General features: G+C 68.8%; 20 protein-coding genes. 16 read left to right on the top strand and 4 right to left on the bottom strand.

Features of this window, described 5'->3' with window-relative positions; all coding sequences use genetic code 11:
* On the top strand, positions 1-996 hold the full coding sequence (gene msrP, locus VEC03_RS17020; RefSeq protein ID WP_324917848.1) for a protein-methionine-sulfoxide reductase catalytic subunit MsrP: 996 nt from the start codon (positions 1-3) through the stop codon (positions 994-996).
* Complete coding sequence (locus VEC03_RS17015; protein ID WP_324917845.1) at positions 996-1,631, top strand: protein-methionine-sulfoxide reductase heme-binding subunit MsrQ; 636 nt, start codon at positions 996-998, stop codon at positions 1,629-1,631. The genes msrP and VEC03_RS17015 overlap by 1 nt, the downstream gene beginning before the upstream one ends.
* Before the next feature lie 3 nt (positions 1,632-1,634).
* On the opposite strand, the gene lysA is transcribed toward VEC03_RS17015, so the two are convergent.
* A complete protein-coding gene (gene lysA / locus VEC03_RS17010) occupies positions 1,635-2,906 on the bottom strand; it encodes a diaminopimelate decarboxylase (RefSeq protein ID WP_324917842.1) in 1,272 nt (423 codons plus the stop codon).
* Positions 2,903-3,091 carry an LPS translocon maturation chaperone LptM gene (gene lptM, locus VEC03_RS17005; protein WP_414708515.1) on the bottom strand — a complete coding sequence of 63 codons (189 nt, stop codon included), beginning with the start codon at positions 3,089-3,091 and terminating at the stop codon, positions 2,903-2,905. The genes lysA and lptM overlap by 4 nt, the downstream gene beginning before the upstream one ends.
* 84 nt (positions 3,092-3,175) lie before the next feature.
* Between lptM and cyaY the strand changes: the two genes are divergently transcribed.
* On the top strand, positions 3,176-3,505 hold the full coding sequence (gene cyaY, locus VEC03_RS17000; protein WP_324917836.1) for an iron donor protein CyaY: 330 nt from the start codon (positions 3,176-3,178) through the stop codon (positions 3,503-3,505).
* Between the two features lie 9 nt (positions 3,506-3,514).
* Here the strand turns inward: cyaY and VEC03_RS16995 are convergent, their stop codons facing one another.
* Positions 3,515-5,995: a penicillin-binding protein 1A gene (locus VEC03_RS16995; RefSeq protein WP_324917833.1), complete on the bottom strand. Its 2,481-nt coding sequence runs from the start codon at positions 5,993-5,995 to the stop codon at positions 3,515-3,517.
* A gap of 268 nt (positions 5,996-6,263) precedes the next feature.
* On the opposite strand from VEC03_RS16995, the gene VEC03_RS16990 reads away from it, so the two are divergent.
* Genes VEC03_RS16990 through VEC03_RS16940 form a run of 11 tightly spaced genes read left to right on the top strand, consistent with a single transcriptional unit; the run spans position 6,264 to position 16,763 of the window.
* Positions 6,264-7,343, top strand: a complete 1,080-nt coding sequence (locus VEC03_RS16990; protein WP_324917830.1) for a pilus assembly protein PilM — start codon at positions 6,264-6,266, stop codon at positions 7,341-7,343.
* Entirely contained in the window at positions 7,340-7,960 is a 621-nt protein-coding gene (locus VEC03_RS16985; RefSeq protein WP_324917827.1) for a PilN domain-containing protein, read from the top strand. Before VEC03_RS16990 ends, VEC03_RS16985 begins: the two co-directional genes overlap by 4 nt.
* A 5-nt stretch (positions 7,961-7,965) precedes the next feature.
* Positions 7,966-8,637 carry a type 4a pilus biogenesis protein PilO gene (locus VEC03_RS16980; protein ID WP_324917824.1) on the top strand — a complete coding sequence of 224 codons (672 nt, stop codon included), beginning with the start codon at positions 7,966-7,968 and terminating at the stop codon, positions 8,635-8,637.
* Positions 8,634-9,176 carry a pilus assembly protein PilP gene (locus tag VEC03_RS16975; protein WP_324917821.1) on the top strand — a complete coding sequence of 181 codons (543 nt, stop codon included), beginning with the start codon at positions 8,634-8,636 and terminating at the stop codon, positions 9,174-9,176. The genes VEC03_RS16980 and VEC03_RS16975 overlap by 4 nt, the downstream gene beginning before the upstream one ends.
* Positions 9,173-11,278, top strand: coding sequence for a type IV pilus secretin PilQ (gene pilQ, locus VEC03_RS16970; RefSeq protein WP_324917818.1), 2,106 nt, complete (start codon positions 9,173-9,175; stop codon positions 11,276-11,278). The genes VEC03_RS16975 and pilQ overlap by 4 nt, the downstream gene beginning before the upstream one ends.
* Before the next feature lie 19 nt (positions 11,279-11,297).
* A complete protein-coding gene (locus tag VEC03_RS16965) occupies positions 11,298-11,825 on the top strand; it encodes a shikimate kinase (protein ID WP_324917815.1) in 528 nt (175 codons plus the stop codon).
* A gap of 30 nt (positions 11,826-11,855) precedes the next feature.
* Positions 11,856-12,965: a 3-dehydroquinate synthase gene (gene aroB, locus VEC03_RS16960; protein ID WP_324917812.1), complete on the top strand. Its 1,110-nt coding sequence runs from the start codon at positions 11,856-11,858 to the stop codon at positions 12,963-12,965.
* 35 nt (positions 12,966-13,000) lie between these two features.
* On the top strand, positions 13,001-14,128 hold the full coding sequence (locus tag VEC03_RS16955; protein WP_324917809.1) for a deoxyguanosinetriphosphate triphosphohydrolase: 1,128 nt from the start codon (positions 13,001-13,003) through the stop codon (positions 14,126-14,128).
* The gene (locus VEC03_RS16950) at positions 14,125-15,324 is read left to right on the top strand and encodes a CynX/NimT family MFS transporter (RefSeq protein WP_324917806.1); all 1,200 of its coding nucleotides are present in this window, start codon (positions 14,125-14,127) and stop codon (positions 15,322-15,324) included. The genes VEC03_RS16955 and VEC03_RS16950 overlap by 4 nt, the downstream gene beginning before the upstream one ends.
* Before the next feature lie 33 nt (positions 15,325-15,357).
* Complete coding sequence (locus VEC03_RS16945; RefSeq protein ID WP_324917804.1) at positions 15,358-15,915, top strand: DUF1415 domain-containing protein; 558 nt, start codon at positions 15,358-15,360, stop codon at positions 15,913-15,915.
* Entirely contained in the window at positions 15,885-16,763 is an 879-nt protein-coding gene (locus tag VEC03_RS16940) for a class I SAM-dependent methyltransferase (protein WP_414708514.1), read from the top strand. The genes VEC03_RS16945 and VEC03_RS16940 overlap by 31 nt, the downstream gene beginning before the upstream one ends.
* Here VEC03_RS16940 and VEC03_RS16935 read toward each other — a convergent pair.
* Positions 16,760-16,945 carry a hypothetical protein gene (locus VEC03_RS16935; protein ID WP_324917798.1) on the bottom strand — a complete coding sequence of 62 codons (186 nt, stop codon included), beginning with the start codon at positions 16,943-16,945 and terminating at the stop codon, positions 16,760-16,762. The genes VEC03_RS16940 and VEC03_RS16935 overlap by 4 nt on opposite strands.
* Before the next feature lie 122 nt (positions 16,946-17,067).
* On the opposite strand from VEC03_RS16935, the gene VEC03_RS16930 reads away from it, so the two are divergent.
* Positions 17,068-17,829, top strand: a complete 762-nt coding sequence (locus VEC03_RS16930; RefSeq protein WP_324917796.1) for a transposase — start codon at positions 17,068-17,070, stop codon at positions 17,827-17,829.
* 66 nt (positions 17,830-17,895) lie between these two features.
* Positions 17,896-21,485 (top strand): glutamate synthase-related protein (locus VEC03_RS16925; RefSeq protein ID WP_324917793.1); only part of this gene is annotated, 3,590 nt, incomplete at its 3' end.

Below are 21,485 nucleotides of genomic sequence, written 5' to 3'. Positions count from 1 at the left end.
ATGCTGATCAAGACCGGCCGCGACGGCTACCACCACCCGATCGCCAGCGAGATCACCCCGCAGGCGGTCTACCAGCGGCGCCGTGAGCTGCTCAAGCTGATGGCCGGCGGCGCGGCCGGCGCGGCGCTGGCGGGCTGGGCCTCGCGCGAGGCGCTCGCCGCCGTGCAGCGGCCGGACAAGCTGGCGCCGCTGCCCGCGCAGCCCTCGAAGGTGGCGGGCGCGATGACGATGGAGAAGCCCACGTCCTACGAGGACACCACCAGCTACAACAACTTCTACGAATTCGGCACCGACAAGGCCGACCCGGTTCGCAATGCCCACACGCTGCGCACCTCGCCGTGGACGGTGGAAGTCGACGGGCTGGTGAAGAAGCCGGCCAGGTACGCGCTGGAGGACCTGCTCAAGCTGGCGCCGCAGGAAGAACGCATCTACCGGCTGCGCTGCGTGGAAGGCTGGTCGATGGTGATTCCGTGGATCGGCTACTCGCTGGCCAGGCTGGTCGAGCGCGTGGAGCCGCTCGGGTCGGCCAAGTTCGTCGAGTTCTACACGCTGGCCGACCGCGCCACCATGCCCGGCATCCGCTCCAGCGTGCTGGACTGGCCCTACGTGGAGGGGCTGCGCATGGACGAAGCCATGCACCCGCTGACGCTGCTGTCCTTCGGCATGTACGGTGAGGTGCTTCCCAAGCAGAACGGCGCGCCGGTGCGCGTGGTGGTGCCGTGGAAGTACGGCTTCAAGAGCGCCAAGAGCCTGGTGCGCATCCGCTTCACCGAACAGGAGCCCAGGACGGCGTGGAACAAGGCCGCCGCCAACGAGTACGGCTTCTACTCCAACGTGAATCCCGACGTCGACCATCCGCGCTGGAGCCAGGCCACCGAGCGGCGCATCGGCGAAGGCGGCCTGTTCGCGAAACGTCGCAAGACGCTGCTGTTCAACGGCTACGAGCCCCAGGTCGGCCAGCTCTATGCGAGCATGGACCTGAAGAAGAACTACTGATGGCGGCCGCCGGACCGCGGCGGCGCCCGGCCGCGCTGCACCCCGCCGCGAAGCCGCTGCTGTTCGTGCTGGCCCTGCTGCCCTTCGCCTGGTTGTTCTACGCCGCGGCAACCGACCAGCTCGGCGCCAATCCGCAGGAGCACCTGATCCGCTCGCTCGGCGACTGGACGCTGCGCTTCCTGTGCCTGACCCTGGCCGTGACGCCGCTGCGCATCGTCGCCGGACAGCCGGCGCTGGCGCGCTTTCGGCGCATGCTGGGTCTGTTCACCTACTTCTACGCCGGCCTGCACCTGGTCTCGTACGCCTGGTTCGACATGGGCCTGGACGTCCCGGAGATCGCGGCCGACATCGCCAAGCGCCCGTTCATCCTGGTTGGCTTCGCCGCCTTCGTGCTGCTGACGCCGCTGGCCGCGACGTCCTTCAACCGGGCGATCCGCTGGCTGGGGGCGGCGCGCTGGCAGGCCCTGCACCGCGCCGTGTACGCGGTCGCCGGGCTGGCGATCCTGCACTTCTTCTGGATGCGCGCGGGCAAGAACGACTTCGCCGAGGTGTTCGTCTACGCCGCCATCCTCGCGGCGCTGCTCGGTTGGCGGCTGTGGCGGCGGCTGCGCGCGCCCCGGCTGCAGCCGGGGTAGCGATCAGGCCACCAGGCGTTCGCCGCGCATCAGGTCCGCCGGCTGTTCGCGCTCGCGGATCACGTGCGCCTGGCTGCCGTCCACCAGCACCTCCGCCGCCCGCGGGCGGGAGTTGTAGTTGCTCGCCATGCTCATGCAGTAGGCGCCGGCCGACATCACGGCGAGCAGGTCGCCCGGCTGCACCGCCAGTTGGCGGTTGCGGCCCAGCCAGTCGCCGCTCTCGCACACCGGGCCGACCACGTCGTAGCCGGCTTCCGTGCCTTCGCGCGGCGCCACCGGCAGGATGGCGTGGTAGGCCTCGTACATGGCCGGCCGCGGCAGGTCGTTCATGGCGGCATCGACGATGCAGAAGTTCTTCTGCTCGCCGGGCTTGAGGTACAGCACTTCCGTCAGGCAGATGCCGGCGTTGCCGACCAGTGAGCGGCCCGGCTCGATCATCAGCTCGCGGCCGCCGTAGCCGCGCGCATCCAGCTTGCGCAACAGCTGCGCCCAGAGCTGGTCGGCCGCCGGCGGCAGCACGCCCTGGTAGTCGATGCCGAGCCCGCCGCCGAAGTCGATGTGCTGCAGCGGGATGCCGGCGGCCTCGATGGCCTCGACCAGGTCCAGCACGCGGTCCATCGCGTCCAGGTAGGGGCTGCTGTCGGTGATCTGCGAGCCGATGTGGCAGTCGATGCCCACCACCCGCAGGCCCGGCAGGTCGGCCGCCCGCCGGTAGGCGGCCAGCGTGCGCTCGTGGGCGATGCCGAACTTGTTGCCCTTCAGGCCGGTGGAGATGTAGGGATGAGTCTTCGGATCCACGTTGGGATTGACGCGGATGCTCACCGGCGCGCGGCGACCGTGGGCCCGGGCGACCTCGTCCAGCACTTCCAGTTCGGCCTCGCTCTCCACGTTGAAGCAGCCGATGCCGGCTTCGAGCGCCTGCGCCATCTCGACGCGGGTCTTGCCGACGCCGGAAAAGATCACGTCCGCGGCCTGGCCGCCCGCGGCCAGCACGCGCTGCAGCTCGCCGCCCGAGACGATGTCGAAGCCGCAACCGGCCTGCGCGAACACCTGCAGCACGCCGAGCGAGGAGTTGGCCTTCATCGCGTAGCAGATCTTCGAGCGGCGGCCCGCGAAACCGCGCTGGTAGGCCGCGAGCGCCGCCAGCATGGCCGCCTTCGAGTAGACGAACAGCGGCGTGCCGTGGCGACGTGCCAGGTCCTCGACCGGGATGGCCTCGGCGTGCAGCTGGCCCGCGCGCCAGGCGAAGAAGGGATGGCCCGGGGTCGTGCTCATGGCCGCACCGGCGTTGCCGTCCCGGTTCCCATGCCGCCTTGCCGGTCGTCCCGCGGCCGTGGCGCCGGCGCGGGCGTGGTCGGTGTTCCTCCGGGCCTCAGCGTCTCCGGCAGGGTGGCGCGATCCGCAGCGGCGGGTTCGGTGGGGAGATAGAGCGGCCCGCGCTGGCCGCAGCCGGCCAGCATGAGAGCGGCGACGGCTGCGCAGAGCCAGCCCGCGCGCGACCCGCTGCATAGAATTCGCTGCAGTTTCGACATCGCAAAATTGTAATGACCGACCCCGAGTACATGGACCAGGCCGAAGCGCTGCTGCGGCAGGTCGAGAGCGACTGCGACCGCATCAACGAGGAGACCGATGCGGACATCGACAGCCAGCGGGTCGGCGGCATGGTGACGCTCGGCTTCCGCAACGGCAGCCAGATCGTCGTCAACCTGCAGAAGCCCTTGCACGAGGTCTGGCTGGCGGCGCGCGCCGGCGGCTTCCACTACCGCTTCGACGGCAAGCGCTGGGTGGACACCAAGGGCAGCGGCGAATTCTTCGAGGACCTGGCCCGCGAGGCCAGCGACCAGGCCGGCCAGCCCCTGCGATTCGGCGCGTGAGCAACGCCGCTAGTTGCGGAACAGGTCCAGGATGCTGCGGCGTTCCTCCGCCGCACCGCGTTGCGGCGGCATGCCGTCGGCATTGAGCAGGCTGCGGTCGCCCGGCACGATGGGCGTGCCCTGGCCGGAACTGCCCCGCACGTTGGCGCCGCTCAGGGGGATCGGCTCGACCGGTATCGTGGCCGGCAACCCCAGGCTGCTGACGCCGGCGCCCTGCGCGTACTCTTCGTAGTACCACTCGCCATCCACGTTCACCACGCCGGGCGGCGGCGTGAGCGTGACCTCGGGCACCCCCTTCAGCGCGGTGGACATGAAGTCGATCCACACCGGCAGGCTGAGGCTGCCGCCGGTCTCCCGGTCGCCCAGCGGGCGCGGGTTGTCATAGCCCATCCAGACCACGGCGACCACCGACGGATGGAAGCCGCTGAACCAGGTGTCGATGGAGTCGTTGGTGGTGCCGGTCTTGCCGTACAGGTCGGGCCGCTTCAGTTCCCGTTGCGAGCGCGCGGCGGTGCCGCTGCGCGTGATCTCCTGCAACAGCCGGTTCATGATGAAGGCGTTGCGCGCGTCGATCGCCCGCATCGCCTCGGTGGGCAGGGGGGGCTGCGTTTCCACCAGCACCTTGCCGCGGTGATCCGTGATGCGGCTGATCAGCCAGGGGTTGACGTGGTAGCCGCCGTTGGCGAACACCGCGTAGCCCACGGCCATCTGCATCGGGGTGACCGAGCCGGCGCCCAGCGCCATGGTGAGATAGGCCGGGTGCTTGTCGGCGTCGAAGCCGAAACGGGTGACCCAGTCCTGCGCGTCCTGCGTGCCGACCGCCTGCAGGATGCGGATGGACACCATGTTCTTGGACTTGGCCAGCGCCGTGTGCAGCGGCATCGGCCCCTCGAACTTGCCGTCGTAGTTCTTCGGCTCCCACGGCTGGCCGCCGGTGACGCCGGCATCGAAGAACAGCGGTGCGTCGTTGACGATGGTGGTGGGCGTGAAGCCCTTTTCCAGGGCCGCCGAGTAGATGAAGGGCTTGAAGCCCGAGCCCGGCTGGCGCCATGCCTGGGTGGCGTGGTTGAACTTGTTCTTGTGGAAGTCGAAGCCGCCCACCATGGCCTGGATCGCGCCGTCGCGCGGATTGAGGGCGACGAAGGCGCCTTCGACCTCCGGCAGCTGGGTGATCTCCCAGGTGTTCTTCGGCGTCCTCGCCACCCGGATCACGGCGCCCGGCCTGATCTTGATCTTGGGCGCCGCCTTGTCCGACAGGCCCGACTGGGCGGGGCGCAGGCCCTCGCCCGTGATCTCGAACGGGTCGCCGACGCTGCGCACGGCCACCACCTTCTTCGGCCCGGCCTCCAGCACCACCGCCGCCATCACGTCGCCGTTGTCCGGGTGGTCGGCCAGCACGTCGTCGATGGCGTCTTCCCGGTCCCGTGCGTCCTGCGGCAGGTCGATGAACTCCTCGGGCCCGCGGTAGTACTGGCGGCGCTCGTAGTCCATGATGCCCTTGCGCAGCGCGCGGTACGCGGCCTCCTGCTGCCTGGACTGCACGGTGGTGATCACGTTCAGGCCGCGCGTGTAGGTGGCGGCGCCGTACTGGGCGAACACCAGCTGTCGGGCGGTCTCCGCCACCCACGCGGCGTAGGTCGCGGCCTCGGTGCCCCCGGTGCGCAGCTTCAGTTCCTGCTTGCGGGCGGCTTCGGCCTCGGCGGCCGTGATGAAGCCGTTCTCCTCCATGCGCTCGATGATGTACTGCTGGCGCACCCGGGCCCGCTTGGGATTGCTGATCGGGTTGTTGGCCGAGGGCGCCTGCGGCAGCCCGGCCAGCATCGCCGCCTCGGCGATGGTGAGCTCCTTCATCGGCTTGCCGAAATAGATCTCCGAAGCGGCCGCGAACCCGTAGGCGCGGTTGCCCAGGAAGATCTGGTTCATGTAGATCTCGAGGATCTGGTCCTTGGTCAGCAGGTGCTCCAGCTTGAAGGTCAGCAGCACCTCGTAGAGCTTGCGGGTGAAGGTCTTCTCGGACGACAGGTAGACGTTGCGCGCCACCTGCATGGTGATGGTGGAGGCGCCCTGGCTCTTGACCCGGCCGAGGTTGGCGATGGCGGCGCGCAGCAGGCCGCGATAGTCCACCCCGCCGTGCGAATAGAAGCGGGCGTCCTCGATCGCGAGCACCGCATTCTTCATGACCGCCGGGATCTCGGCTATGGGGGTCAGGTTGCGCCGCTCCTCGCCGAACTCGCCCAGCAGCACGCCGTCGGCCGAGAACACCCGCAGCGGCAGCTTGGGCCGGTAGTCGGACAGGTCGGAGATGTCGGGCAGGTTGGGATAGGCGACGGCCAGCGCCACCGCGACGACCATCACCAGGGACAGCACGCCGGCCGCGGCCAGCCCGAACGCCCACGAGCCCAGCCGCAGCAGGCGGCGGCTCCAGCTGGACGGGGACTTCTTCGGGCGCGGGCGGGACGCCGGGCGTCCTTCGGTCTTGTCGTTGGGCATTCGGGTCGGCGGGTGAGGTGCCGGGAGTATAGGAAGGCGCTACAGGACATCCTGTCCGGCTGGGCCTGCCCGGCCCGGCGGCACCGGCCCTGATGGCTGGATCCCTTCCCTTCGCTCTGGGGACGAGGTCTCGTCCGCGTCGGTTTTTGGCAACGTTGAGCTAGGGGTGCGCCGGGAAAATCCTTTGGGTGACAAGGATGTTACTGCTAGCATTGAAGTGGAATCTTAAGTTTTTTTACGCCTTGTAAGGGCGGATCGGGAGACTGGGTTGATCGCTCTGGATTCGTTGTTCAGCCGGGCGCCGGCGCCACTGCTGGGCCTGGACATCAGCTCATCGAGCGTGAAGCTGGTCGAACTCGGTCGCGACAAGTCGGGCACCCTGGTGCTCGAGCGCTGCGCCATGGAGCCGCTGGAGCGCGGCTGGATCACCGACGGCAACGTCGAGAAGTTCGACGAGGTGGCCGAGGCCATGCGCCGGCTGGTCAAGAAGAGCGGGACCAAGACCCGCAGCGTGGCCATGGCCCTGCCGCCCTCGGCCGTGATCACCAAGAAGATCATCCTGCCTGGCGGCATGACCGAGCAGGAACTGGAGGTCCAGGTCGAGGCGGAAGCCAACCAGTACATCCCGTTCTCGCTCGACGAAGTGAGCCTGGACTTCTGCGTAGTCGGACCCAGCCCGACGTCCGCCGGCGACATCGAGGTGCTGATTGCCGCCTCGCGCAAGGAGAAGGTCCAGGACCGCCAGGGGCTGGCCGAAGCCGCCGGACTCAAGCCCGTGATCATCGACGTCGAGTCGTATTCCTCCCGGCTCGCCGCCGGCCGCCTGATCGAGGCCCTGCCCGGCGGCGGCGTCGACACGCTGGTGGCGCTGTTCGAGGTCGGCGCCTTCACCACCAGCATGCAGGTGATCCGCAACGACGAGGTGCTGTACGACCGGGACCAGGCCTTCGGCGGCGCCCAGCTCACCCAGCTCATCGTGCGCCAGTACGGCTTCTCGCCCGAGGAAGCCGAGGCCAAGAAGCGCAGCGGCGACCTGCCCGACGACTACGAGACCGCCGTGCTGCGGCCGTTCGTGGACAGCATGGCCCAGGAGGTCGCCCGTGCGCTCCAGTTCTTCTTCACCAGCACGCCGCACAACAAGGTCGACCACATCATGCTCGCCGGCGGGTCGGCGGCGCTGCCCGGCCTCAACGAGGCGGTGACCGCCCAGACGTCCTTTGCCTGCGCTCTGGCCAATCCGTTCGAAGGCATGCACATCGGCGAAGGCGTGCGCGAGAAGCGGATGCGGCGGGAGGCCCCGTCGTACCTGACTTCCTGCGGCCTGGCCATGCGGAGGTTCCTGCAGTGATCCTGATCAACCTGCTGCCGCACCGCGAGGCGGCCCGCAAGCGCAAGCGCGAGGCGTTCTTCGCCTCGCTGGTCGTCGCCGGCCTGTTCGGCGGCCTGATCGCCGGGGGCGTCTTCGTCTGGTACCAGGCGCAGATCTCCAACCAGCAGGACAAGAACATGGTCCTGGAGACCGAGATCAAGAAGCTGGAAGGCCAGATCAAGGAGATTTCCACGCTGCAGCAGGAAATCGCGGCGCTGCGGGCCCGCCAGCAGGCCGTGGAAGACCTGCAGGCCGACCGCAACATGCCGGTGCACCTGCTCAACGAGCTGGTCGGGCAACTGCCGGACGGCGTCTACATCAGCAGCGTGAAGCAGTCCGACCAGGTGGTCTCGATCACGGGGGTCGCGCAGTCCAACGAGCGCGTCTCCGAACTGCTGCGCAACCTGGCCAACAACAGTCCCTACCTGACCAAGCCCGAGCTGATCGAAATCGTCGCGGGCAACGTCTCGCTGGGGCCGCGCGACAACCGTCGCGTCGCCAACTTCAACGTGCGCGTGCGGCTGCTGCGCTCCAGCGAGGTGCAGAAGGCGGCCGCCGCTGCTTCCGCACCCGCGCCTGCCGCCGCCAAGGGCTGATCCGCATGGCTACCGTCGCCGCACCCAAGATCGACCTGGCTGCGCTGCAGCAGAAGATCACCGCGCAATTCCGCGGGCTCAACCCCAACGATCCCTCCACCTGGCCGGCGCTGCCACGGCTGCTGGCCTGCCTCGCGCTGATGGTGGTCATCGTCCTGGCGCTGTGGTTCGTCTGGCTGTCCAACGTCGATGCCGAGCTGGAGGCCGAGCTGGCCAAGGAAACCACGCTCAAGGCCGACTACAGCAAGAAGCTGGCCCAGGCCATCAACCTGCAGGCGCTGAAGCAGCAGCGCGAGCAGGTCCAGCAGTACGTGACCCAGCTGGAGAAGCAGCTGCCGAGCAAGGCCGAGATGGACGCTTTGCTGTCCGACATCAACCAGGCCGGGCTGGGCCGCAGCCTCACGTTCGAGCTGTTCCGCCCCGGCCAGGTGAACGTCAAGGAGTACTACGCCGAGCTGCCGATCGCGCTGCGCGTGACCGGCCGCTACCACGACGTCGGCGCCTTCGCCTCCGACATCGCCCACCTCTCGCGCATCGTGACGCTGAACAACCTCGCCGTGACCCCGGTGCGTGACGGCACCCTGGTCATGGAAGCCACGGCCAAGACCTTCCGCTACCTCGATTCGGACGAGGTCGACAAGCAGCGCAAGGCCGCGCCCAAGGGAGGCAGGAAATGAGCGCGCTACGCATCGCCGCGCCGCTGGCCGCCGCCCTGGTGCTGGCCGCCTGCGGCTCCTCCGACGAGGGCGAGATCCACCAGTGGATGGCCGAGCAGCGGGCGCAGTCCCGGCCCAAGGTGCAACCCATCCCCGAACCGAAGAAGTTCAGCCCGCAGTCCTATACGCAGGAGAACGCCTTCGATCCCTTCAGCAACCAGAAGCTCACGCAGGCGCTCAAGCGCGACTCGGAACAGAGCGCTTCCGGCACCGGCCTGCTGGCGCCCGAGCTGGCGCGCCGCAAGCAACCGCTGGAGAGCTACCCGCTGGACACCATGTCCATGGTCGGCAGCCTGATCAAGCAGGGCAACCCGGTCGCGCTGGTGAAGGTGGACAACCTGCTGTACCAGGTCAGCCCCGGCATGTACCTGGGCCAGAACTACGGAAAGATCGTCAAGGTCGGCGAAAGCGAGGTCGTGCTGCGCGAGATCGTGCAGGACGCCGCGGGCGAATGGATCGAGCGCACCGCGACGCTGCAACTGCAAGAGAGGTCGAAATGAAGCAACAACAATCCATCGCGTGGCGCCTCCTCCTTGCCTGCGTGGGGTGCCTGCTGGCACTGGGCGCGAGCCTGCCGGCCCGTGCGCAGAACGCGGTCGAGAACGTCACCAGCTCGGTCCAGGGCGGCGTGGAGGTCGTGCGCATCGACTTCGCGCAGCCGCTGGCCGGCGTGCCCAACGGCTTCACGATCCAGACCCCGGCGCGCATCGCGCTCGACGTGCCGGGTGCCACCAACGCCATGGGCCGCTCGTCGATCGAGCTGAACCAGGGCAACCTGCGCTCGGTCAACGTGGTGACCGCCGGCGACCGCACGCGTTTGGTGCTCAACCTCAAGGCGCCCACGGGCTACAAGGCCCAGGTGCAGGGCAAGTCGCTGCTGGTGTCGCTGGAGCCGGTCGCCGTTGCCGCGAATGCACCGACGCCGGCCCAGACGGCCTTCGCCGAGAGCCGCAACCGCGACACCCAGCCGATCAAGGACCTGGACTTCCGCCGCGGGCCTGACGCCGCCGGCCGCGTGATGGTCGAACTGCCCAGCAACCAGGTGGGCGTCGACATCAAGCAGCAGGGCCAGCAGCTGGTGGTCGAATTCCTCAAGTCCTCGCTGCCCGAGGGCCTGCGCCGCCGCCTGGACGTGTCGGACTTCGGCACCCCGGTGCAGACCGTCACCACCACCCAGGCCGGCGACCGCGTGCGCATGGTCATCGAGCCCCGGGGCCAGTGGGAGCACAGCGCCTACCAGAGCGACAACCAGTTCGTGGTCGAGGTGCGGCAGCAGAAGATCGACTCGTCCAAGCTCAGCCAGGGTCCCGGCTACACCGGCGAGAAGCTGTCGCTCAATTTCCAGAGCATCGAGGTCCGCTCGCTGCTGCAGGTGATCGCCGACTTCACCAACTTCAACATCGTGACCTCCGACTCGGTGTCCGGCGCCGTCACGCTGCGCCTGAAGGACGTGCCCTGGGACCAGGCGCTCGACATCATCCTGCAGGCCAAAGGCCTGGGCATGCGCAAGACCGGCAACGTGCTGTGGATCGCGCCCAAGGACGAGATCGCCGCCAAGGAGAAGCTCGAGCTGGAGGCGCAGGCCGCCATCCAGAGCCTGGAGCCGGTGCGCACCCAGTCGTTCCAGCTCAACTACACCAAGTCGGCCGACATCGCCGCGCAGATCACCAGCGGCAGCGGCGCGGCCCGCATCCTGAGCCCGCGCGGCAGCGTCATCGCCGAGCCGCGCACCAACCAGCTGTTCGTCACCGACATCCCTACGCGCCTGCAGCAGGTGCAGGACCTGATCACCAAGCTCGACATCCCGGTGCGCCAGGTGCTGATCGAGGCGCGCATCGTCGAGGCCGCCGATACCTTCAGCAAGTCGCTGGGGGTTCGGCTGGGTGGCCGGCCGTTCACGTTCAACGGCAGCCGCAACGTGATGTTCGGGCCGACCTACATCGCTCCGGACATCCCGCCCGGCACCGTACCGCAGCTGGGCAGCAACATCGGCACCACGGCGGGCGATTTCGTCAGCCTGCCGTCCTCGGGCGCCGGCGGCTTCCCGGCGGCCAATTTCGCGGTGTCGCTGTTCGAGTCCAACCTGACCCGGCTGCTGAACCTGGAAATCTCGGCGATGGAAGCCGACAACAAGCTCAAGCTGGTGTCCAGCCCGCGCATCGTCACGGCCGACCAGACCAAGGCGCTGATCGAGCAGGGCACGGAGTTCCCCTACCAGCAGGCCACCTCCAGCGGCGCCACCTCGGTTGCATTCCGCCGCGCGACGCTGAAACTGGAGGTCACGCCCCAGATAACGCCCGAGGGCAACATCATCATGGACCTGGACATCAGCAAGGACAGCCGTGGCGAGACCACGGCGGCCGGTATCGCCATCGATACCAAGCATGTCCGCACCCAGGTCCTGGTGGAGAACGGCGGCACCGTCGTTATCGGCGGCATCTTCGACATGAACGAGTCCGAGACCGAGGCCAAGGTCCCGGTGCTGGGCGACATCCCGGTCGCCGGCAACCTGTTCAAGAACCGGCAGCGCGCTTCCGAGAAGCGCGAGATGCTGGTGTTCATCACGCCGAAGATGATCGCCGACCGCGGGGCGGTCCGCTGAGGGCGGCGCGAGGCCCGGCGTGCGCAGCCTGGTCCTGGTCGGCCTGCCCGGCAGCGGCAAGTCGACCGTCGGCCGCAACCTGGCCCGCCGGCTGCGCCTCGCATTTCGCGATTCCGACCACCTGATCGAGCAGCGCATCGGCTGCACGATCCGCGACTTCTTCGCGAAGGAAGGCGAGGCGCGCTTCCGCGACATCGAGCAGGAGGTGCTGGCCGAACTGGCGCAGGCCGAGCCCTGCGTGCTGGCCACCGGCGGCGGTGCCGTGCTGCGCGAGGCCAACCGCCAGGCGCTGCGTGGCGCCGGCCACGTGATCTACCTGCGATCCACCCCCGAGGAGCTGTGGCGCCGGCTGCGCCGCGACACGCAGCGGCCGCTGCTGCAGGTGGCCGATCCGCTGGACCGGCTGCGCCAGCTGCATGCCGAGCGCGACCCGCTGTACCGGCAGGCCGCGCACTTCATCATCGACACCGGCCGGCCGTCGGTGCCCACGCTGGTGAACATGATCGTGATGCAGCTCGAACTGGCGGGACTCCTGCCGGCAGGCTAGTCATTTGCGGCCCCTTACACTTCCGGGGCCATGTCTTCCGTCGTATCCGACCCGGCCGTCCTGCACGAAGTAGCGATCGAGCTGGGCGAGCGCAGCTATCCCATCCTGATCGGCCAAGGCCTGCTGGGCAATGCCGCCACCTGGCAGCGCGTGCCCGCCGCCGCGGCGGCGATGATCGTCAGCAACACGACGGTCGCGCCGCTGTACCTGGAGCGGCTCGCGGGCGCGCTGCAGGGGCGCTTCCGCCAGGTCCACCAGGTGGAGCTGCCGGACGGCGAGGTCTACAAGGACTGGCCGACGCTGAACACCATCTTCGACGCGCTGCTCGCACGCGGATGCGACCGCAAGACGGTGCTGTTCGCGCTCGGTGGCGGCGTGGTCGGCGACATGACCGGCTTCGCTGCCGCCTGCTACATGCGCGGCGTGCCGTTCGTGCAGGTCCCCACCACGCTGCTGGCCCAGGTCGATTCCTCGGTGGGCGGCAAGACGGCGATCAACCACCCGCTCGGCAAGAACATGATCGGCGCGTTCTACCAGCCGGTGCAGGTGGTGTGCGACCTCGACACGCTGGCGAGCCTGCCGGCGCGCGAGTTCAGCGCCGGGCTGGCCGAGGCGATCAAGTACGGGCCGATCGCGGACATGGATTTCCTCGACTGGATCGAAGGCAACCTGGAGGCGCTGGTCCGGCGCGACGCGGCCGCACTGGCCCATGCGGTCCGGCGAAGCTGCGAGATCAAGGCGGCGGTGGTGGGTCACGACGAGCGCGAATCGGGGCTGCGGGCCATCCTCAATTTCGGCCACACCTTCGGCCACGCCATCGAGGCCGGCCTCGGCTACGGCCAATGGCTGCACGGCGAAGCCGTGGGGTGCGGGATGGTGATGGCGATGCAGTTGTCAAGTGCCTTGGGCCTGGTCGATGACGCCCTGGTCGACCGCTTCACGCGGCTGGTCCGCGTGGCCGGACTGCCGGTGCAGGGACCGCGGCTCGGTGCGGATCGCTACCTGGAACTGATGCGGCTGGACAAGAAGGCCGAAGCGGGCGACATCCGCTTCGTCGTGATCGAGTCACCCGGGCGCGCCGGCATGCGCGCGGCGCCCGAGCCGCTGGTGCGCGAGGTGATAGAGCGTTGCACGGCCTGAATGCGGCGCATGGCGCCGCGGCTGCTTCTTCACGCATGACGGCTCCCTACGCCTCCGACCCGGACCTCTCCCGCGGGCGGCGCCACCCGGAGGCGCCGGCGCCCACGCGCACCGAGTTCCAGCGCGACCGCGACCGGATCGTCCATTCCACCGCCTTCCGGCGGCTGGTCTACAAGACGCAGGTCTTCCTCAACCACGAAGGCGACCTGTTCCGCACGCGCATGACGCACTCGCTGGAAGTGGCGCAGCTGGGCCGATCGATCGCACGGCCGCTCGGCCTGGACGAGGACCTGGTGGAGGCGATCGCGCTGGCGCATGACCTGGGCCATACGCCCTTCGGCCACGCGGGGCAGGATGCGCTGAACGAATGCATGCGGGGATACGGCGGCTTCGAGCACAACCTCCAGAGCCTGCGGGTGGTGGACCGGCTGGAGGAGCGCTATCCCGAGTACGACGGACTCAACCTCAGCTTCGAGACGCGCGAGGGCATCCTCAAGCACTGCTCGCGCGCCAACGCACAGAAGCTGGAGGCAGCCGAGCCGGGCGGGGTGGGGCGGCGCTTCCTCGACGGCACACAGCCCAGCCTGGAGGCGCAGCTGTGCAACCTGGCCGACGAGATCGCCTACAACGCGCACGACATCGACGACGGCGTGCGCTCCGGCCTGCTCGCGCTGGAGCAGCTCGAGACGGTGGAACTGTTCGAGCGCTTCCGCCGCGAGGCGCTGGCCGAGCATCCGCACCTGCACGGGCGCCGGCTGCTGTATGAATCGATCCGCCGCATGCTGAGCGCCCAGGTCTATGACGTCATCGACGCGACGGCGCAGGCGCTGGCCGCAGGTGGCATTGACAGTGCGAACGCGGCCCGCCGCGCCGCCCCGCTGGTCCGCTTTAGCGCGGCCATGCAGGCGCAGTCGGGCGCCCTCAAGCAGTTCCTGCTGCACAACCTGTACCGCCATCCGCAGGTGATGGCCACCATGGACGGCGCGCGGCAGGTCGTGCGCGAGCTGTTCGAGGCGTATGTCGCCGAGCCGGCCCGGATGGGCGGGGGCTTCGACGAGCGGCCCGATCGCGAGCGGGCCGTCGCCGACTACATCGCCGGCATGACCGACCGCTTCGCGGCCCACGAGCACGAGCGGCTGACTGGCCGCCGGCTGCTGCCGTGAGCGGCGCGGCCGCCGGGCGCGCCTGGCTGGTGGTGCTGGGCGGCGTCGCCGCCGCCGTGCACGTCGGCAAGCTGCCACCCGCCATCCCGGTGCTGCGCGACGCGCTGGCGATCACGCTGGTGGAGGCCGGCTTCCTGTTGTCGCTGGTGCAGTTCGCGGGCATGACGCTGGGCCTGCTGTCGGGACTGGCGGCGGACAGCCTGGGCTTGAAGCGGACCATGGTCACGGGGCTGTGGATCGTCGGCGGGGCCAGCGTGCTGGGGGGCTGGGCCGACGGTGCCGGCACCTTGCTGGTCCTGCGTGCCGTCGAGGGCTTCGGCTTCCTGTTGGCCACCATGCCGGCGCCGGGCTTGATCCGGCGCCTGGTGCCACCGCAGCGCATGAGCGGGATGCTGGGCGTGTGGGGCGCGTACATGCCGTTCGCCACCGCGCTTGCGCTGCTGTGCGGGCCGGCCTTCATGGCCTGGACCGGCTGGCCCGGGTGGTGGTGGCTGCTGGGCGGTCTGTCGCTCGTGATGGCCGCCTGGCTGGGGCGCGCGCTGCCCGCCGACCCGGTGCAGCCGCCGGCGCCCGCCCGCGACTGGCTGGGCCGCATCGGGCAGACCCTGGCGGCACCCGGCCCCTGGCTGGTGGCGGCGGCGTTCGGGGTCTATTCCTCGCAATGGCTGGCAGTCATCGGCTTCCTGCCGTCGATCTACCTGGCAGCCGGACTGGCGCCGGCCACGGCGGCGGCGGCCACGGCCCTCGCGGCGGCCGTCAACATGGTCGGCAACCTGGCTTCCGGGCGCCTGCTGCAACAGGGCTTCACGGCGCGCGCGCTGATGTCGATCGGCTTCGTCACCATGGGCCTGGCGAGCGTGGTCGCCTTTTCCTCGCTGCTGGGCCCGCCGGAATCGGGTGCCCTGCTGCGCTACCTCGCGGTGCTGGCGTTCTCGACGGTCGGCGGGATGATTCCCGGCACGCTGTTCTCGCTGGCCGTGCGGTTGGCGCCGAGCGAGCGCACCGTGTCGACCACCGTCGGCTGGATGCAGCAATGGTCGGCGCTGGGGCAGTTCCTCGGCCCGCCCCTGGTGGCCTGGGTGGCCGCGCGCACGGGCGGCTGGCAATGGAGCTGGCTGGTCACCGGTGGCTGCGCGCTGGCGGGGCTGGTGCTCGCCTCGTGGACCTCGCGCCTGCCGCAGGTGCGCGGCCACTAGGGACTTGGGGACACCCCTAGAATCGCGTCCCCCATGACTGCAGACCGCACGCCTTCGCAGGTGATCGCCGACATGCGCCGCTGGCTGGAGCGTGCCGTGATCGGCCTGAACCTCTGTCCCTTCGCCAAGGCCGTGCACGTGAAAGGGCAGGTCCACTACGCGCTCAGCGACGGCGACGACTTCGCGCCGGTGCTGGCGGACCTGGAAGCGCAGGTCGACGCGCTGCTGGCGCTGCCGGCCGGCGAGCGCGACACGACCCTGCTCATGGTGCCCCGAGGCTTCGACGACTTCCTGCTGTTCAACGAGCTGGTGCGCGCCGGCGAGCGGCTGCTGGCGCGCAAGGGGCTGGAAGGGACGCTGCAGCTGGCCAGCTTCCATCCGCAGTTCGTGTTCGCCGGGGCCGGCGAGGACGACATCGCCAACTGCAGCAATCGCTCCCCGTGGCCGACCCTGCACCTGCTGCGCGAGGCCAGCATCGACCGCGCCGTGGCGGCGTTCCCGCAGGCGGAGGCGATCTACGAAGCCAACGTCCGCACGCTGGAGCGGCTCGGCCCCGAGGGATGGCAGGCGTTGCAGGCGGGGTCGGCATGACGACGGCTGCCCGCGAGCCGGACCTGCTGCCGGGGCAGTCCACGGAGCTGCTCAAGGAACTGCACATCCTCACCCGCGAGGGCAAGCTCAACCAGGATTCGCGCCGCAAGCTCAAGCAGGTCCATCACCTGCACCGCTTCATCGACGAGCTGCTGAAGGCGCTGCCCGAATCCGAGCAGGGGCCGACCATCGCCGACCACGGGGCCGGCAAGTCCTACCTGGGCTTCATCCTGTACGACCTGTCGCTCAAGGCCTCGGGCAAGGGCCGCGTGTACGGGATCGAAACGCGGCCGGAGCTCGTGACGCGATCGCGCGAGCTCGCAGCCCGGCTGGGCTTCGAGCGCATGGTGTTCCTCAACACGAGCGCCGCCGCGGCCGCGACCGACGAAGGGCTGCCGGAACGCATCGACCTGGTCACCGCCCTGCATGCCTGCGACACCGCGACCGACGATGCCATCGCTTTCGGCTTGCGCAAGCAGGCGCGGGCGATGGCGTTGGTGCCGTGCTGCCAGGCGGAGGTGGCGGCGCAGCTGCGCCGCAACAAGGCTTTGTCGCTGAGCCGCACGCCGCTGGCGGAGCTGTGGCGGCACCCGCTGCACACGCGCGAGATCGGCAGCCAACTGACCAACGTGCTGCGCTGCCTGTACCTGGAGGCTTGCGGCTACCAGGTGACCGTGACCGAACTGGTCGGCTGGGAACACAGCCTCAAGAACGAACTGATCCTCGCCCGCTACACGGGGCAGAGAAAGCACAGCGCGGCGCAGCGGCTGCGGGCGTTGCTGGCGGAATTCGGCCTGGAAGCGTTCGAGCCGGTGCGCTTCCCGGCGCTGGCCGCAGCGGCCTCCTAATAGGGCCCTCGCGGCCTTCGCTGCCGCGATCGCGACCGGGCCAGGCCGACCAGGCCGCCGACGACCAGCAGCACCAGGGCCGCGATGGTGATGTAGAGCTGCGGCACGCCCACCACCACCGCCGCCCAGACCACGATGGCCATGAAGAGCAGGAACCCGATCATGTAGACAGCAAACGGCATGGGGCACCTCCGGCGGCGAACCCTGCATTGTTGGTGCGCGGTGCCTCGTCGGCTGTCGGTCCAGCCCCCACTCCGCCGTCAGCATCCGGATAATTGGGGTCAGACCCCAAATCACATCCGACATGGCCCGACTTCCACGCCTGACCGTCCCCGGCTACCCGCACCACCTTATCCAGCGCGGCAACAACCGCCAGCCGATCTTCGGGGAGGATGCCGACTACCGCTTCCTGCTCGAACTGCTGCAGCAATACGCGCGCGACTTCAAGGTCTCCATCCACAGCTATGTGCTGATGGGGAACCACTTCCACCTGCTGGCCACGCCGGAGACCGACAAGGGCTTGCCGGCGATGATGCAGGCCGTCGGACGCCGCTACGTGCGCTACTTCAATGGCCGCTACGGGCGCAGCGGCACCTTGTGGGAGGGCCGCTACCGCTCGACCCTGGTCCAGGCCGAACGCTACCTGCTGGCCTGCATGGTCTACATCGACCTCAATCCGGTGCGTGCCGGGATGGTGGGTGAGCCAGCCCAGTACCCCTGGTCCAGTCACCGCCACTACGCGGGGCTGGGATCCGACCGCCTCGTCACGCCGCACCCGCTCTTCTGGGAGCTCGGCAATACGCCGTTCGCGAGGGAGCAGGCCTACGCCGACCTGATTGCCCACGGTCTCAACCGCGACGTGCAGCAGGCCTTTTCGGACTCGACCCATAGGGGATGGGCCCTTGGCGATCCCTCGTACCTGGCCGAGCTGGGGCGGCGCAGCGGCCGGCGACCGACACCTCTTTCCAAAGGCCGCCCCAAGGCGCAGGTGCGTGGTATTGATCTGTCCCCAATTAAAGATGCAGATGAAAGTGGCGGCATGAAATTGGAATCTGACCCCATTTAATTTTCTTGGCAGTCGTGCTGCGCTGCACTATGCTGGCAAACCCTGAGACGAACCGGAGGGTGAGCCATGGCGACGGCTGCCGAGATTTCCCATCTGCAAGAACACGGCCTGTATTCGGCGGCCCATGAGCACGATGCGTGCGGCGTCGGCTTCGTGGCCCACATCAAGGGCCAAAAGAGCCACGCGATCATCACGCAGGGCCTGAAGATCCTCGAGAACCTGGACCATCGCGGCGCAGTGGGCGCCGACAAACTGATGGGCGACGGGGCCGGCGTCCTGATCCAGCTGCCGGACGCGCTCTACCGCGAGGAGATGGCCAGGCAGGGCGTCGAATTGCCGCCGCCCGGCGAGTACGGCGTCGGCATGATCTTCCTGCCCAAGGAACACGCCTCCCGGCTGGCCTGCGAGCAGGAGCTCGAGCGGGCCATCAAGGCCGAGGGGCAGGTGCTGCTGGGCTGGCGCGACGTGCCGGTCGACCGCGACATGCCGATGTCGCCGGCGGTCAAGGCCAAGGAGCCTATCCTGCGCCAGGTCTTCATCGGCCGCGGCAACGACGTGATCGTGCAGGACGCCCTGGAGCGCAAGCTGTACGTGATCCGCAAGACCGCCAGCGCCGCCATCCAGAGCCTGCGCCTCAAGCACTCGAAGGAGTACTACGTCCCCTCGATGTCGAGCCGGACGGTGGTCTACAAGGGCCTGCTGCTGGCCGGCCAGGTGGGCACCTATTACCGCGACCTGGCCGACGAACGCTGCATCTCGGCGCTGGCCCTGGTGCACCAGCGCTTCTCCACCAACACCTTCCCCGAGTGGCCGCTCGCCCACCCGTACCGCTACGTCGCCCACAACGGCGAGATCAACACGGTCAAGGGCAACTACAACTGGATGCGGGCCCGCGAAGGCGTGATGTCCTCCCCGGTGCTGGGCGCCGACCTCAAGAAGCTGTACCCGATCAGCTTCCCCAGCCAGTCCGACACCGCCACCTTCGACAACTGCCTGGAACTGCTCACCATGGCGGGTTACCCGCTGGCCCAGGCCGTGATGATGATGATCCCCGAGCCGTGGGAGCAGCACACGCTCATGGACGAGCGGCGCAAGGCGTTCTACGAATACCACGCCGCGATGCTGGAGCCCTGGGACGGCCCGGCCTCCATCGTGTTCACCGACGGCCGACAGATCGGCGCCACGCTGGACCGCAACGGCCTGCGCCCGTCGCGCTACTGCGTCACCGACGACGACCTGGTGATCATGGCCTCCGAGACCGGCGTGCTGCCGGTGCCGGAGAACCGCATCGTGCGCAAGTGGCGCCTGCAGCCCGGCAAGATGTTCCTGATCGACCTGGAGCAGGGCCGGCTGATCGACGACGAGGAGCTCAAGGCCAACCTCGCCAACAGCAAGCCATACAAGCAGTGGATCGAGAACCTGCGCATCAAGCTCGATGACGTCCCGCCGCGGGCGATGGACATCCCGGTGTCCGATCCGGCCAAGTTGCTGGACCTACAGCAGGCCTTCGGCTACTCGCAGGAGGACATCAAGTTCCTGATGGCGCCCATGGCCGTAGCCGGCGAGGAGGGCATAGGCTCCATGGGCAACGACAGCCCGCTGGCCGTGCTGTCCGACCGCAACAAGCCGCTCTACAACTACTTCAAGCAGCTGTTCGCCCAGGTGACCAACCCGCCGATCGACCCGATCCGGGAGGCGATCGTGATGTCGCTGGTGTCCTTCATCGGGCCCAAGCCGAACCTGCTGGACATCAACCAGGTGAACCCGCCGCTGCGGCTGGAGGTCGGCCAGCCCATCCTCGACTACGAGGACATGGGCAAGCTGCGCGCCATCGAGGCCAGCACCCAGGGCAAATTCCGCAGCTACACGCTGGACATCACCTATCCGCTGGCCTGGGGCAAGGAAGGCGTCGAGGCCAAGCTCGCGTCGCTCAACGCGGAAGCGGTGGATGCGATCCGAAGCGGCAAGAACATCCTGATCATCAGCGACCGCGGCGTGGGCCCCGGCAAGGTGGCCATCCCCGTGCTGCTGGCCCTGTCGTGCATCCACCAGCACCTGGTGCGCGAGGGACTGCGCACCACCGCCGGCCTGGTCGTCGAAACCGGCTCCGCGCGCGAGGTGCACCACTTCGCCGTGCTGGCCGGCTATGGCGCCGAGGCGGTGCACCCGTGGCTGGCAATGGAAACGCTGGTGGCCATCCACAAGGACCTGCCGGGCGAGCTGAGCGCCGACAAGGCGGTCTACAACTACGTCAAGGCGATCGGCAAGGGCCTGTCCAAGATCATGTCCAAGATGGGCGTGAGCACGTACATGAGCTACTGCGGCGCCCAGCTGTTCGAGGCCATCGGGCTGAACGACGACGTGGTCGAGAAGTACTTCACCGGCACCGCCAGCCGCGTCGGCGGCATCGGCGTGTTCGAGATCGCCGAGGAAGCCATCCGCATGCACCGGGCCGCGTTCGGCAACGACCCCGTCCTGACCACCATGCTGGACGCCGGCGGCGAGTACGCCTGGCGCACCCGTGGCGAGGAGCACATGTGGACGCCCGACGCCATCGCCAAGCTGCAGCATGCGTCGCGCGCCAACAACTGGAGCACCTACAAGGAATACGCCCAGTTGATCAACGACCAGAGCCGCCGCCACATGACGCTGCGCGGCCTGTTCGAATTCAAGGTCGATCCCTCGAAGGCCATCCCGGTCGAGGAGGTCGAGCCCGCGAAGGAGATCGTCAAGCGCTTCGCCACCGGTGCGATGTCGCTCGGCTCGATCTCCACCGAGGCCCACGCCACGCTGGCGATCGCCATGAACCGCATCGGCGGCAAGAGCAACACCGGCGAGGGTGGCGAGGACCCGGCGCGCTACCGGCAGGAGCTCAAGGGCATCCCGATCCGGGCCGGCCAGACGCTGGCCGGCATCATCGGCCAGGACGTGGTCGAGATCGACCTGCCGCTGGCCGAGGGCGATTCGCTGCGCTCGCGGATCAAGCAGGTGGCTTCGGGGCGCTTCGGCGTGACCGCGGAGTACCTGTCCTCGGCCGACCAGATCCAGATCAAGATGGCCCAGGGCGCCAAGCCGGGCGAGGGCGGCCAGTTGCCGGGCGGCAAGGTCTCGCGCTACATCGGCAAGCTGCGCTACTCGGTGCCCGGCGTCGGCCTGATCTCGCCGCCGCCGCACCACGACATCTATTCGATCGAGGACCTGGCGCAGCTGATCCATGACCTGAAGAACGTGGCGCCGCACGCCTCCATCAGCGTCAAGCTGGTGTCCGAGGTCGGCGTGGGGACCATCGCCGCGGGCGTCGCCAAGTGCAAGGCCGACCACGTGGTGATCGCCGGACATGACGGCGGCACCGGCGCTTCGCCCTGGTCGTCGATCAAGCACGCCGGCTCGCCCTGGGAGATCGGCCTGGCCGAGACCCAGCAGACGCTGGTGCTCAACCGCCTGCGCGGTCGCATCCGCGTGCAGGCGGACGGCCAGATGAAGACCGGCCGCGACGTCGCCATCGGTGCGCTGCTGGGCGCCGACGAATTCGGCTTCGCCACCGCGCCGCTGGTGGTGGAGGGCTGCATCATGATGCGCAAGTGCCACCTGAACACCTGCCCCACGGGGGTGGCCACCCAGGACCCGGTGCTGCGCAAGAAGTTCTCCGGCAAGCC

The sequence above is a fragment of the Ramlibacter sp. genome (genome assembly GCF_035627355.1).
Lineage (GTDB): Bacteria > Pseudomonadota > Gammaproteobacteria > Burkholderiales > Burkholderiaceae_C > Ramlibacter.
Note: the sequence above shows the minus strand (reverse complement) of the source record. Positions and strands in the feature narration are given on the sequence as shown.

Excerpts from the sequence above, each read along its gene's own strand:
- pilQ (WP_324917818.1), top strand. The coding sequence starts at position 9,173 with ATGAAGCAACAACAATCCATCGCGTGGCGCCTCCTCCTTGCCTGCGTG.
- VEC03_RS16935 (WP_324917798.1), bottom strand. The coding sequence starts at position 16,945 with ATGCCGTTTGCTGTCTACATGATCGGGTTCCTGCTCTTCATGGCCATC.
- VEC03_RS16975 (WP_324917821.1), top strand. The coding sequence starts at position 8,634 with ATGAGCGCGCTACGCATCGCCGCGCCGCTGGCCGCCGCCCTGGTGCTG.
- VEC03_RS16955 (WP_324917809.1), top strand. The coding sequence starts at position 13,001 with ATGACGGCTCCCTACGCCTCCGACCCGGACCTCTCCCGCGGGCGGCGC.
- VEC03_RS16940 (WP_414708514.1), top strand. The coding sequence starts at position 15,885 with ATGGCAGGCGTTGCAGGCGGGGTCGGCATGACGACGGCTGCCCGCGAG.
- VEC03_RS16995 (WP_324917833.1), bottom strand. The coding sequence starts at position 5,995 with ATGCCCAACGACAAGACCGAAGGACGCCCGGCGTCCCGCCCGCGCCCG.
- aroB (WP_324917812.1), top strand. The coding sequence starts at position 11,856 with ATGTCTTCCGTCGTATCCGACCCGGCCGTCCTGCACGAAGTAGCGATC.
- cyaY (WP_324917836.1), top strand. The coding sequence starts at position 3,176 with ATGACCGACCCCGAGTACATGGACCAGGCCGAAGCGCTGCTGCGGCAG.
- lptM (WP_414708515.1), bottom strand. The coding sequence starts at position 3,091 with ATGCTGGCCGGCTGCGGCCAGCGCGGGCCGCTCTATCTCCCCACCGAA.
- lysA (WP_324917842.1), bottom strand. The coding sequence starts at position 2,906 with ATGAGCACGACCCCGGGCCATCCCTTCTTCGCCTGGCGCGCGGGCCAG.
- VEC03_RS16930 (WP_324917796.1), top strand. The coding sequence starts at position 17,068 with ATGGCCCGACTTCCACGCCTGACCGTCCCCGGCTACCCGCACCACCTT.
- VEC03_RS16980 (WP_324917824.1), top strand. The coding sequence starts at position 7,966 with ATGGCTACCGTCGCCGCACCCAAGATCGACCTGGCTGCGCTGCAGCAG.
- VEC03_RS16945 (WP_324917804.1), top strand. The coding sequence starts at position 15,358 with ATGACTGCAGACCGCACGCCTTCGCAGGTGATCGCCGACATGCGCCGC.
- VEC03_RS17015 (WP_324917845.1), top strand. The coding sequence starts at position 996 with ATGGCGGCCGCCGGACCGCGGCGGCGCCCGGCCGCGCTGCACCCCGCC.
- msrP (WP_324917848.1), top strand. The coding sequence starts at position 1 with ATGCTGATCAAGACCGGCCGCGACGGCTACCACCACCCGATCGCCAGC.